The 14,187-nt window shown below is 36.5% G+C and carries 8 protein-coding genes and 1 pseudogene; 1 reads left to right on the forward strand and 8 read right to left on the reverse strand.

Annotated elements, in window-relative coordinates; genetic code table 11:
* Positions 1 to 45 precede the first annotated feature (45 nt).
* The 8 genes from F3D3_RS09390 to F3D3_RS24090 all read right to left on the reverse strand — a co-directional run bounded on the left by F3D3_RS09390 (position 46) and on the right by F3D3_RS24090 (position 13,564).
* Positions 46 to 4,452, reverse strand: a complete 4,407-nt coding sequence (locus F3D3_RS09390) for a stalk domain-containing protein (protein WP_084388926.1) — start codon at positions 4,450 to 4,452, stop codon at positions 46 to 48.
* Positions 4,453 to 4,479: 27 nt separating this feature from the next.
* Entirely contained in the window at positions 4,480 to 5,997 is a 1,518-nt protein-coding gene (locus F3D3_RS09395) for a hypothetical protein (RefSeq protein WP_069873309.1), read from the reverse strand.
* A gap of 149 nt (positions 5,998 to 6,146) precedes the next feature.
* Positions 6,147 to 6,380 carry a hypothetical protein gene (locus F3D3_RS09400; protein WP_139132056.1) on the reverse strand — a complete coding sequence of 78 codons (234 nt, stop codon included), beginning with the start codon at positions 6,378 to 6,380 and terminating at the stop codon, positions 6,147 to 6,149.
* A 117-nt stretch (positions 6,381 to 6,497) separates the two neighbouring features.
* Complete coding sequence (locus F3D3_RS09405; protein ID WP_069873313.1) at positions 6,498 to 7,964, reverse strand: Mbeg1-like protein; 1,467 nt, start codon at positions 7,962 to 7,964, stop codon at positions 6,498 to 6,500.
* 13 nt (positions 7,965 to 7,977) lie between these two features.
* On the reverse strand, positions 7,978 to 8,787 hold the full coding sequence (locus tag F3D3_RS09410; RefSeq protein ID WP_069873315.1) for a hypothetical protein: 810 nt from the start codon (positions 8,785 to 8,787) through the stop codon (positions 7,978 to 7,980).
* Between the two features lie 22 nt (positions 8,788 to 8,809).
* Positions 8,810 to 10,141 carry an HlyD family type I secretion periplasmic adaptor subunit gene (locus tag F3D3_RS09415; protein ID WP_069873317.1) on the reverse strand — a complete coding sequence of 444 codons (1,332 nt, stop codon included), beginning with the start codon at positions 10,139 to 10,141 and terminating at the stop codon, positions 8,810 to 8,812.
* 3 nt (positions 10,142 to 10,144) lie between these two features.
* Positions 10,145 to 12,280, reverse strand: coding sequence for a type I secretion system permease/ATPase (locus F3D3_RS09420; RefSeq protein WP_069873319.1), 2,136 nt, complete (start codon positions 12,278 to 12,280; stop codon positions 10,145 to 10,147).
* Between the two features lie 294 nt (positions 12,281 to 12,574).
* Positions 12,575 to 13,564 carry a polymer-forming cytoskeletal protein gene (locus F3D3_RS24090; protein ID WP_069873321.1) on the reverse strand — a complete coding sequence of 330 codons (990 nt, stop codon included), beginning with the start codon at positions 13,562 to 13,564 and terminating at the stop codon, positions 12,575 to 12,577.
* Positions 13,565 to 13,906: 342 nt separating this feature from the next.
* Here F3D3_RS24090 and F3D3_RS09430 point away from each other — a divergent pair.
* A pseudogene (locus F3D3_RS09430) lies at positions 13,907 to 14,187 on the forward strand (transposase); the annotation flags it as partial.

Here is a 14,187-nt window from a genome sequence, read left to right on the forward strand (position 1 = left end):
AAGCATCACGATGGGGGTTTTGGTCATCGTGATGCTTTTTGGGTTTTAATTATACGCTGACGCTATTGTGGGGAAAAAATTATTATCAGGATTGTTACTACTAGATTCATTAAAATTTTCCCACGAAACGTAACCGTCCATTGGAAATCCAGACATTTCCTCTATCAGTTGATTGATTTGTGTATTTAAAATTACATTTGAATTCGAATCAAAAATTCTTTCAATTTGATGCGATGCGTCATTAAACCATGCATTTACTCTAATATGGTCATCATCAGGACCATATTTTATGGTTAAGTCGCTACCTTCTCTTTTAAAATAAATATTTTTAGAGTCATCTGAAATTTTGATGTCATCTCTATTTTCAAGTAATGAATCATCTTCATAAATCGTATCGTGCCCATCATTTATCTCAAACTCATACACATCATTACCAGTTCCTCCATTTAATGTGTCATTACCTTTTCCTCCAGATAATGAATCATTACCTGCATTTCCATTAAGTATGTCATTTCCGCCATAACCTTTTAGTTCTTCATCTCCATCATAACCATCAAGGGTTTCATCTGAATCAGTACCATTGATATGTTTAAGTGCTTCCTCTATATCAGCTTCTTTCCATATGATTTCATGTAAACCTTCATCATCATATACCTTGAAATGAATTTCTTCAATTTTATGATTGATGTACTGAACTTCGTTTTCTATAGTGATCTCCTCTTTCACAAAATGTCGATCCACGATTATTTTGTCTTCAGTTCCCTTTATAAGAACCTCTAAGTTTGACATATTGCGTCTCAATTGAACATCTTCAACCTTCAGTTGACCTAACATTATTATATCTTTATTATCAGTGTCCAAATTAGAATCGTAAATGATATCAACACCATAAGTTTTATAAAAACGATATTCATCATTGCCACTATTTTTAATATCATCTTTACTATTGCCGCCTATTAAGATATCATTTCCTACTCCACTATTAAATATATCATCTCCCTCTCCGCCATATAGTATGTTATTTCCTGACCAGCCATGTAATTCATCATTACCTAAACCACCATATAATTCATCATCACCGCTATCGCCACTCATCCACTCATCACCTTCGTCTCCATATATGATATCGTTTCCTTCGCCTCCAAATAAGTAGTCATCACCACCATTGCCATGTAAGATATCGTCACCTTCACTACCCCAGAATGAATCGTTTCCTTCGCCTCCATATAGAGTATCCTCACCTGAGAATCCAAATATTTGATCATCACCTTCACCACCATATAAAGTATTATTTCCGCTATCATTAGAAGAGTTATCCCCATATAAACGGTCATTGCCTTCACCACCGTATAGAGTATCGTCACCGGCACATCCATATAAAGTATCTTCCCCATCATCCCCATATAGGATATCATCACCATTGTCTCCCTGTAACAAATCATTCCCATCTCCACCATGAAGGATATCATTTCCGCCCTCTTCGACGCCATAATTTTCATCGCCATCTAAATAATCATCACCCTCATGTCCATATATTTCGTCATTCCCCTGTCCTCCGAATAGGGTATCCCTTCCTTTTCCGCCATGGATAAGATCGTTCCCATTACCACCTTCTATAAAAGTGCCTGTATCTCCTGCATACAAAGTATCATCACCATCATCGCCCTGTTGATAATATCCATCATCTGAATCACGTTTTTTCAATATAGCAGTATTATTTTCACCATCCCAACTTATATTTAAATTAAAAATCTTACTTAACACCCCCACATGTGCCATAAGTTTATGATCTTCAGTCCCCACTTCTTGAACCATATCTGGTGCCACATGCATTTTCTCCTCTATTCCTTTAACAGATGCATCTTCTCCTTCTGGATTAACTATATTATCATCATAATCAATCCAACTAATACTGCCTTTATAGACAATTGTGGCTCTCTTTTCTTCATCATTCCATTGAACAACAGTCCCAGGACAAACTTTATCAGCAAATTCTTTTACAGATACCATCGTATGCCCATTCTTGTTATATGGCGTATATTTAAAATCTAAAACATCTCCATCAAGCTTAATGTAAACACTCGGATAATCTAACGGCGTTTTAGTCCCATCCAAATTGACAATACAATAGGCTTTTTCTATTTCAGTCAGTTCTTGAACAGCTGAAAGGTCCTTACTTATATCATAAGTCTTCCTCCCAATTTTAAGCTTTTCAATAGGCTTTTTAGCATCATCAAAATACGCTTTATTGTCATCTGCATAGTATTTTAAAACCCTTATAGAATCGCTTGTACTATTCTTAAATCTAAAAATCAGGTCTTCACCCTCTTTGTCTATAATTAGATCTTGGATTGATACATTTATGGATAGGGTATCTTCTCCCAAATTTTTATATTTTACACCTTTTACACCACTATCTGAAAAATCCTCAAATTCTTTTATTGTATCGTTTCCATCGCCTCTTTCATAAATGTAAGTATCGTTACCAGCTTTTCCCTCTAGAGTGTCATCACCTTCACCACCTATTAGTACGTCTTCACATGTAGCTCCATTTAGGTGATCGTTACCGCCCAAACCTCTCAATGTATAGATGGTATGAGGCGTTAGAGGGCCAAACAATTTATTATCCGTTCTAGAATCAATTGTTTCAGATTTATATGTACCATAGATATCTGTCGCAATATTGTCATATTCAACGAGGTCCGCTAATGATTCCCCATCTAACAAGATATCAGATTGAAATGCAGTAGGAAATCCCTTAGTCCCATCCAAGAAATAATCTTTTATGGTAATACTTGAATCATCATTTGTATAAAGTATTAAGTCAGCTTTCACGCGTTTCATGCTGTTGAGCTCATCTACAACAATTTCACCTTCTACGCCATCAGGTTTCCCCATATTAAACTCAAATTGTTCTTCAATGATATCATCACCATGCGATCCCTTGAAAATATATTGATCTCGACCTTTCCCTCCGATTAAATGATCATCACCCGAACCACCATCTATAGTATCATTTCCAGAGCCACCCACAATCTTGTCTTTTCCATTGGAAATGACCGTTGAATATTTCTTCTTAAAATCACTCCCTATGAGTATATCATCTCCGCCTTCGCCGTAGAGTTCATTGTCGTTTCCACCAACTACAGCGATCTCATTCCTTCTTCCATTGCCATAAACAATATTATTTTTTGTGCCATCTGCTACAACGTTGTCAAAACCATAATCTAAGGTCGTGTCAATTTCAGTTGGAAGGTCAGGCAACACACTAGAATTGGAGTCCATAAATCGGTTTAATTCAGCAACACCAAGTTCTCCGGACTGCTGTGTTTTCAATCCTAATCCAACAAGACCAACAAGACCTGAACTTACCATGCCAATTGGTATCGTCGCAGGGGCAAAAATAGATAGAAAACTCATAATATTTTGAAGTACTTTAATTTGCATTCCATCTTCTTTTGAAATACCATTTAAATTAATGGCGCCATATAAAGTTTCTATGTTATCATTAAGCAGTTTGCGATCACTATCCGTAAAATGGGATGTTACATTAGATGCTAAATAAACTTCGGCACCAACTAAATTATCATCAAGTTTACTTAATAAGCTAGCCGTTTTATTAATACTCTTACTCAGCACAGTTTTTAAATCTCCATTAATCGTGTTTAGATTAATTCTTCTTAATCTGGATAAGTACCCTGTAATACCGCCACTTATAACCATGTCTTGAAGAATACCTATGGTTTCACGCGATGTATCCAGCTGAGCATCTGGAATGTATGCAAACTCTAAGATGTGTAGGGGTGTTTCTTTTTTTACGTGAGATACCTCACCCGTTATTTCATCTACTACTATTTTAGTGTCAATTTCTAAAGTCTCTCCGTTGTTTTTATAAATTCCGACAAGTTTACCCGATGTAGCTTCATATTTAGCTTCTGCTTCAATGAGTTTAGAGTACACGTTATCATAAAGTGAATTAATTTTAACTACAGCATCCTCCATATTCAGCCAAGTTGTATGCGTCTGTACTTGAATTATTTCTTTGATTATTATCGACTTTTCATCTTTTGTCTTCGTACCGTCTTTTTTAATTAAATGAATTGCATCCATCATTCTATCTACTCTCAGGTATCTTCCATCAGCATCCATATCTGTACTATCAGGGCGTATCCAATCTGATATATTTAATACCTTACATTCTGTTTCATACAATCCAGATAAATAACTGAATTCCGCTTCTAATGTGCGCCCGCTATCTTGAATTTCAGCTCTCAAATCTTCTCTGATGTATTTAATGTCAAAGACATTTACTCCTATGCTTTTATAGGTGTAGAGGTTGGGGTTAGATGGATCATATTTTAATTCATTTTTCAGAATTAAATTAATGTCCTCTAATTTCCCTTCAAGATTTCCTAAAATTATTTTTTCGCTCGTAACTACCATTTTATTCATCCTCCTATTTTTTTAATTCGTCTCTCTTTAATAGATCAATCGTGTTGTTTTAAATCTATCTTCAAAATCTCTTTTAGATAAAGACATTAGAGTTTCAAAATCTCCAAGGGGATCTAAAAAAAATTCTGTTTTCTTCGCTCTCACATCCAAATAATGAAAGCCTTCTGTCTCTACTCTGACGATATACATGTTGACATAAATATCTGCAATACTCTCTGTCATTCCTCTAAAAAAGGTCTCTGTAATCATATCTCTCCTAAATAAATCGACGACAATCTTCTGCTCAATCTTTGGCAATGTATAAAAGTAGATAAAAAGTTCAGAACGATACCAAATTTCCTCATCTTCTGCAACATTGGTATAGAATAAATCTTGTATCCTTGCACTTATCTTTTGAAGTTTAGCATAATCTATTTCTTCTTTCTCTTCTAATAAAAGTAGCAAACTTGTATCATAGCCCCCGTCGTATACCTCATTGACAATCGTCCGATTATCATATTTTTGACTCATATCATAGTGTTTGTTTTCATCACCCATTTCTAAATTATCTTTATTTGGTATGGACATATGCGCAATCTGTCCACCATATCCTTCTTCCTCTATGATTTTATCAATTTCTTCATACATAGCACGTTGGGCTAAAACGGCAAGATATAAATCGCCATAATCTGTTGCGGCGAATTTTAGGCTGGGATCTGATACTGAATAATAATATTTTGCTCGGTCTTCTTTAAAGCTATATTCAAAAAAGGCTGGTTTAAATTCTTGATTGTACTTATTCTTTAAAAAATTGCCCAATCCATTATCATCATAATAACAAAAATAGCCATCCATGTTATCCGACATTACTCTTGTATATAGCTTTGCGTTATTATCAATAAGATATTGAATTGGGCTTTCAGCATTTTGACTCTCTTCTATCTCCTTAAAATTGATATTTTCATCTATAACGCAATAAAACTTATAAAAACAACCATTAATTCCTTTTGTTCTTTGAATAATATAATATTCGCTTGCAATATCATTATACGCAAAATTCTGTCTATCTGGATTTGTCACCCAGTAGTACATATCAAATGAGAGTATCCGAATCGTTCTAGCAGGATCTTCCAGTGCCTCCTCCATACTGATCTTGCCATCTCTTATTTCTTTAAGCACTGGTAGATAATATTGATTTTTCGTTTTAAAGTAGAAAGGGAAATCTACTTTAGGTTTAAAATAAGCTTCTGTTATTTCATTTGATTTTTCATCAAGTGCCTTTTCGATGTCACTAAAGTCCTCGTAATAAAGACTTGGATCACCGTATTCCCAGTTGATATCCTTCGTGTATTTCACTAGTGATTCATCTACCTGAGCATCTGCCACATCTTCTGCACGATCCACCAAGCCGCTGACACCAAAGCCTTCGTCGGTTGTGTATAAAGAGTCTTGGGATCGTAAAGCTTGTGTGAATTGCCATACTCTTGAGCATATGATGATTACGGCTATTACCATAATGCTTATTCGTATGGTTTTAAAAATATTTTGCTTTTGTTCATCCGTCATGTATACCTCCTAATGTTTTTTATATTTCATACTCATTTATTATGTGCTTTGATCATTATGCTAATTTGAGTAATCATATGTATTTGATTAAAATTGATTCATATGTTTTTATCATGCTTTCAAGGATAAGATTTGAACTAAACTTCCTTTTAGGTGTCGGACACCCATGATGCTTCATTACCGAATCCTGCAACTTCAGGCATATCAAGTATTTCAGTTGAGAATTCAAGCGTTGTATCATCTAATGTATTGGCTACATCTCTTTGCAATAAAAACTCACCCATAGATAGAATTGTTCCGTCTTCTTTAACATAAGTCCCTAGACGAGTATTTGTATTCCCAGTTGAATCCGTCACATTAGTGGTTCTATACGATAAATTCAATGACTTAACACCCACTTGCTCAAGTGAAAACAATTCATCTTCAGAAGAATAGCCATCTTGATTTGTATCTTTCCATACGCGTAAGTTATTATAGTTTTGATCTAAAGCATCAATGATTCAATCTTGATTTTCATCTAATTCACTTAGGGCCTCATAACCGTTTAGAGCTATCGTTCCATCTTTTAGAACCGTCTGATCTCCAAAAAACTCACCGCCATCATTTATAATGCCATCACCGTTTCTATCCATAACGAGTATGCCGTCATCTGCTTTGATCCACCCGATTTTTTCTGAAAAATTATTTTTGTCTAAATCAAAATATGTACCTTCTATTAAATTTGTAGTTTCAATACCATCTCCATCTAAATCTAAAACAATTGGGTCAATTCTACGCGGAGCAGCATGTACATCCATAGAGTCGTCAAAGATATCCGTAATCTCTCCATAAAATGACTCAGATGTAGCTTTTAATGACGATCTTAATGGTACTATTAATTGTGATATCAAATCCAAATACTCTTTTTCAAACTCTTTTTCTTGATATTTATATAGTTCAATAAGACTATCAAACATATGATTCACTTGATTATTAAGATCTCCAACCGCTTCTATACAACCAATCTCCGTAAGCAATTGTTGTAATGAGTTCGACATTCCACTTCCTAATTCAACTTCTTTTTTATACCATAAGCTTCTTGATGCGTTACCTGCACATATGCCCCAAACGCTTTGAGTAACTGGTATCGTATTTCCATTACTATCAAACTTTAATGCTTGTGGGTAATGACCGTTAAACCCTATGAAACCATCAATGGTCTTTCCCGATGCACGAAATTGAAGCCATTGCTTACAATATTGAACCCGCTCAGGGTGAAATAACGCAGCGCCAACTATATCATATTTTGCAACAAAATTTGTCAGGTTACTTTTACTTAACCTAGTTGCTTGCTCTAAAGTTAAACATTCACCTATACCAGGTGCATCAAAAGCAGCCCCTTGGACACCATCGATTGCAGCGCAAGCATACATTGCATTAGCACCACCTTTCGAATGCCCTGTAACATAAATATCGCCTGTGCCTCCATGTGCATGGATAAATTCTTCTACCTTATCAAATTGCATAGATTCATTGTTTATAGCGTAGCCTACAATATTATCTATCCAGTCAGCCAACCTATTGCCATTCTCATCAATATTGGGATCCGCTTCTGAACCCCTAAAAGCAAATACGGTATCCCCTGAACTGCTATCTCTAAATGCATAGCCCACAAATCCATTTGTATCATTTTGATTTGAAAAGCCTTCCATTTTAAGAGTGCTCAGCGCACTGTACTTGGGAGCAGATGAAATTTCTTCTAATAACGTCTTAAATTCTTCTTTCGATAATCCCCCAGGGGTTCTGGTGCCAACTAAATTGTAGATTCTTGGCTGTTTTGTGTTTTGATCTATCTCTAATAGTCTATCAGCCGTGTATTTTAATGTATGATCCTTGAAGTTTTTAGTAAAATCTATTTCATTTGTAAAATCTAAATACGATAATTTACTTAACGCTAAGTACTGTTCCTCAGTTAAATGAATTGACATATATTTATCCTCCTCAATCTGATGTTATGTTATAAAAAATCCTGAATTTCTTTTCTATATCTGGCGGTCTCTGTATTTGTACATCTAGTCCTTTTGAATAACTTATTCGAATCCAATCTTCCAATATGCCCTTTTCATAAAGACTACTTGGACCTCTTTCTCCACTCCACTCTTCTGTATTAGAATAAAGCTCTTTTAAAGATTCTTCTTCTCCTTTTTTAATATATAGAACTACAAAAAAATATTGAAGGTCTTTCGTTGGATCTATATCTATAAAATTTTCCTTAAGAATCTTATAAACTCTTTCAGCTTCATAATTTCGATCTAAGTCGCCATTTAAATAAACTGAGTAAGCTAGATCTATACTCATTCTATAAGCATATTTATTTATTATGTCCTCGTAATTCAAATCCTTATACGCTTTATCGCTAAAGTACAATTTGAAATCATCTATAAGAAAATCATCCCCATAAACTGCCTTTAGCTTTTCTGTCATCACCTCTTTGCCCTGCTTTGTCCACTTCGTCCCGAGATAAGAATCATTGTACTCATTGGTGTTTTCATCCCATGTGATAACAATTTTAAATTCAGGGTCATCTTTTAGATAGCCCTTTGCCACATGTTGCACATATCCAAATCCTGTATTACTTTGGCGCCTTGGGGTTTCTAAGACAAACTCTTTCCCGTAATTTTCCTCCATATAAGCCAGCATGTTCTTTTTGATTTTATCCAGCTTCGATTCATGGTTATAACACGAGATCAATAGCCATGATATTATGCTTATGGTTACAATTATGCTGGTTATTTTAATAGATCTTTTCAATAAAGGTTCAACTCCTTCCTAATTACCTCAGCTCAAAACTCTCCTTAATATAATCCGCCGCTGGCAGGAAGAATTCTATGATACGACGTTTCCCTGTCTTGACTTCTATCTTCGTGGTCATCCCAGAACTTAAGTGCATTTCTTTGCCATTGATCGCCAGAGACTCTTTATACGGTTTCACTTTGATCTTATAATAATAGCCGATGTTTTCATCTTGGTAGGCATCTGGACTTATGAAGGTAATTTCGCCTTCTATGACGCCATATCTTTGAAAAGGGAATGTATCCACTTTGATATCTACCTTTTGCCCCACTTCGATGAACCCAATATCCACATTGGCAACATTGCCCTCTATGATGAGCGGGGTATCACTTGGCACTATGGTCATAATCGGACTTGATGCGGTGATCACACTGCCGATGGTATTTGAACCTAGGCCATTGATTTGGCCACTCACAGGTGAAACGATAGTGTGCATGGCCTCTATATTTTTAGCTTTATGCATCACCCCTTCTGCTTCAAAAATCTCTTTCTCCTTTTGAACGATCAAGTTGAGGAGTGATTCTCTATAGGCCTTCTCTTCGTTGTAGATACTGGCTTCACTTTGCTTAATTTTATCAAGGGTACTCTCCGTTGTATAAATTAAACTTTGAAGTTGTTGCTTGGTCATATCCAGTTCATCCACTTTGGCTTGATAATCATATGAAGAAGCGCTTCCTGTTTCAAAAAGGGCTTTTAAATCCTTAACTGCCCTCTCCAAGATGACGATTTTCTTTTCTGTAACGTTGTAATTAGAAATTGAAGCATTGTAATCACTTTCTGCTGAGGCCTTTTGCATTTTTAAAATCTGAATTCGACTCTCTAATGTACTGAGTGATTGCATTCTAAAATCAACAAAGTGCTTGATAAAAGAACTGTCTTGATTCGATAAAGTTGCTTCTATTGAAATCTGATCTGGCATTTCACCCTCTAGTTCCTTTTCGAGGATCATTTTCTCAAGCTTTAAATTGTCATATTCTTGTAAAGATATTTTTTCATCTATATGTGACATGGTGTTGTCAAGTTCCACCAAGATTTGACCTTTCTCAACGCGTTCACCATCCTCAATGGGCATACTGATGATCACACCACTTTCGGGCGTTTGGATCACCTTCACTTTGCCATCTGGAATCACCCTGCCTGTAGCGATGGCCACTTCATCCACTTGCCCAAGTATAGACCAGATGATCCCGATCACGATGATTAAAAAGATAATCCATATGGTCATCCAACCTATGGGTGACGGTGGTGTTTCAATGATTTCAAGTGCTGAGGGCAAAAATGCCTTTTGTAGTTGTTCTTCTCTCTTTTTCATGGATTACACCATCCTTTCGTCATTTATTTGCTGATTAAAAAGATAATGATATAAGCCTTTTCGCGTTAATAAGTTCTGATGCGTGCCCATTTCCACGATTTTACCTTTCTCGACCACCATGATGCCATCAGCCCCTTGGATCGTCGAGAGTCTATGCGCTATGATGAGCACCGTCCGACCTTGACAGATCTTAGAAAGATTCTTTTGAATAATGCGCTCGGATTCATAATCCAGTGCAGAGGTAGCCTCATCGAAGATCAATATTCTCGGATTTGTTAAAAGTGCTCTGGCAATGGCAATTCGCTGGCGTTGTCCACCAGAGAGTGCCGTGCCCTTTTCACCCACTTGTGTATCATAGCCTTCTTGAAGTTCAAGTATAAACTCGTGTGCACCTGCCACCTTTGCCACTTCGATTATAGATTCCATAGACGCCGTGGGGTGATGTATGCAGATATTGTCTTTAACCGTTCCAGAGAACAAGAAATTCTCTTGTAAAACCACGCCGATTTGTCGTCTCAGCCATGAAGGATCTGCCATGGAAATATCCACGCCATCGATGAGTATTTTACCTTTCTCTGGCAAATATAGCCGTTGTACAAGCTTTGATAGCGTGCTCTTACCCGAACCACTTCTGCCGACAATGCCCACAGTGGTGCCTGCTTTTATATTCACGGATAAATCTCTTATAATTTCTTGTCCATCGATTCGATATCTGAAAGTCACATTTTGAAAACTGATATCACCGATGATTGCAGGTAATTTAACTTTCTGTCCATCCGTGCTGGGTTCTGGTTTCGTGTTAAAGATATCGCCTAGGCGCTCTATTGAAACGCTGGTTTGTTGAAAATCCTGCCACATCTGAACGATACGAAGAATGGGCCCACTGACCCTACCCGATAGCATTCTAAATGCAATTAATTGACCTATACTGATGGTGTTACTCATCACTAAATGCGCACCTGTCCAGAGGATGGCTAAATCCATGCCTCTTTGAATAAACTGTCCGATCGCCCCTGCGTTTCCCGCTAGGATTGTCGTTTTAAAAGAAGCTGTGGTGAATTGGGAGATTTTATCTTCCCATCTTTTTTGAGATAGAGGCTCAAGGGCAAATGATTTGATCGTTTGAACCCCTGAAACGGCTTCCACTAGAAAGGACTGCGACTCAGCCCCATATGTAAACTTGTCTTGAAGCCTTGCTTTAAACAGGGGCGTTACGATGATGGATAATAAAATAAATAAGGGTAATGTCAGTAAGACGATCTTCGTCAGTGTGGCACTGTAAAGCCACATCACAAAGAGATACACGGCGATAAACATCACATCCAGTACACTGGATAGTGGTGCACCTGTTAGAAAACGCCTGATGTTCTCCACTTCCCTGACACGTGCGATGGTATCCCCGACGCGTCTACTTTCGAAGTATTTAAGGGGCAGTCTGAAGAGATGGTTAAATAACCGTGCACTTAAAATGACGTCAATCCTATTGGTAGAATGTGTGAACACATAGTTCTTAGCGATGCCCAGTACCATTTCAAAAAAGGCGATGAGTAAGAGGCCGATCATCAACACATTCAGTGTAGAAAAGCTCTTGTGCATCAGCACTTTATCGATGATCACCTGAGTGACCAAGGGTGCACCTAGCCCTAGAAGTTGAAGGGTAAAAGCGCCTATGAGGACTTCTGCAAAAGATTTTTTAAATTTGATAATCGTGGGAATAAACCATTTAAGACCAAAGACCACCTCTCTATTTAGGAATTTACGATCTGCCATCAATAAAGCTTTTCCCGTTATTTCTAGAAGAAATTGATCTTTTGACATGATTTTAGGCGCTGGATGATCTGGATCTAAATACAAGACCTTGTCATCTCTGAATTGTGCTAATACCACATAAGTGCCCTCATTAAATTGTAGTAACGCAGGTAAGGGGATTTTTTCAATGTTAGATTTACTATAGTTGTGAAATTTAGCTTTTAAGCCATATTGTTTTGAAATGCGCAATAGCGTTTGATCTGACAATTCACCTTCAAGGGCAAATTGATGTACGATTTGATCATAGTCCATGTAGATATTGTTGAGTCCAGCCACTATGATGAGGCTTTTTAGGGTCTTTAAGATAGGTTCCTGATGCGTTTCGTTCATTGGCTTTGAGTTCCTTTCAAGTAGTGTCTTTTAACTTTCCACTCATCTCTACTTGCCAACGAAAAAACAATCTCATCTCATGAGTCTCATGAAGTGTAATATAACTTTTTTTTCGTATAACTTATGTAATGAAATAAATGTAATAATTATATGTAACATTTTATAGGACCAAAGCACCGTTGTCAACATATTCCACAAATACTTTATTTTGTTGTATAAATAAAATAAAACATGGACACTTTTAAGCATCCATGTTTTATTGATCTGATTATATTCAGTTTGTATTCTACTTGCTTATTTTACTTCTTTTACACCAGTTACCACAGCATCCTCTGCAAGAACTGCAGAGTCCATAATAGCTTGAGACGCATAGTAAACATTACCATCTACAGTTGCTGTTGAAAGTTGGAAGCCATTAGCTTCTACATAGATATCACCAACAAATGTGCCACCTTGAAACTTGAAGTTTTCACTTTTTACGATCATCTTAGGTGCTCTGATTATAAAAGAACCTGTTATATTATGATCAGCATCTTGAGTATAAGGTGCTAGTTTTCTAGCAATTTTATCTTTGTTTGTAAATTCGCCTTCAACTACTAAATCTTCAGTTAACGTGATGTTATTTAATGTAGCGGCAAGCCATGTCCCCTTAGCGCTTAATGCGTTTATAAGTGCTGGACCATCTGTTACGATTGATGCCGTCGTTACAGCATCTGTTGCTTCAGCAGCCATACCACCTATTTGTGCATTTTCAATATTGCTATCTTCACTAATCACAGCAGATTGCATATAAGCTTCAGTTGCATAGTAGATATTACCTTTTACTGTTGCCGTAGCAACTTGGAATCCATTAGCTTCCACATAGATATCTCCAATAAAGGTACCACCTTGGAATTTGAAGTTTTCGCTTTTGACAATCATTCTAGGTGCAGTGATTGTAAAAGAAGCTGTGATGTTGTGTTCAGCATCTTGAGTATAAGGTGCCAATTTTCTAGCGATTTTATCTTTATTCATAAATTCGCCTTCAACCACTAAATCTTCTGTCAACGTGATGTCATTTAAAGTGGCAGCAAGCCAAGCACCATCCGCACTCAATGCGCTTATAAGTGCTGGTCCTTCAGTTACGACAGATGCAGTTGTCACAGCATCTGTTGCCGCAGCAGGTTCAGTGCTTTCAGGTGTTGTTTCAGCAGGTGCTGTAGGTGTTTCTTCTTTCTTCGTACAGCCAGCAAACATTGACACCAATAGTGTTAATACAACTACTAATCCAATATACTTTTTCATTTTAATTACCCCTTTATCTTTCTAAATTTCTATTTGTGTTAAATATATAACACTTATACATTATATCACAATTCCTACGGTTTTGCTAGGCAATTTTGAAGAAGTACCCTGCAAATTTACAAAAATACATTTTTATTCTATATTCTGCAAGTGTTCAAATTAGAAATTAATCCACCTTACTTTTATGCCATTTCGTCATATTTTTGCCACACGCGGGTTTTCGACACTTGTAAATGATATTTTTTTATAGAATGCTGTATTTAGGCCTTTAAGGCTTATTTTTTTGTCAAATTTTTCAGTTTTATATGTTGTACGGAGTTGTATATTGTGATATAATAGGCTATGAAATTAAATTATGATAAGAAATCAAAAGACCCAACCTACTTTGTGCAAAAGGGCTACCGTAACGGTAATAAAACCACAACAAAGAATATCGCTAGAATTGGTAAACATTCTGAACTGCTAAAGATTACAGATGATCCTTTGGCTTATGCCAAGGAACAAGTTACTAAGTATAATGATGAAGAAAAAAATGGCAAGGTGACTATGGAGGTGAAAATCGATTTTGCTGAAAAAATCAAACTCAACAACGACCTTGTTTCTTCTAGTACAAACTTGAATAT

Source organism: Fusibacter sp. 3D3 (assembly GCF_001748365.1).
Classification (GTDB): domain Bacteria; phylum Bacillota; class Clostridia; order Peptostreptococcales; family Acidaminobacteraceae; genus Fusibacter_A.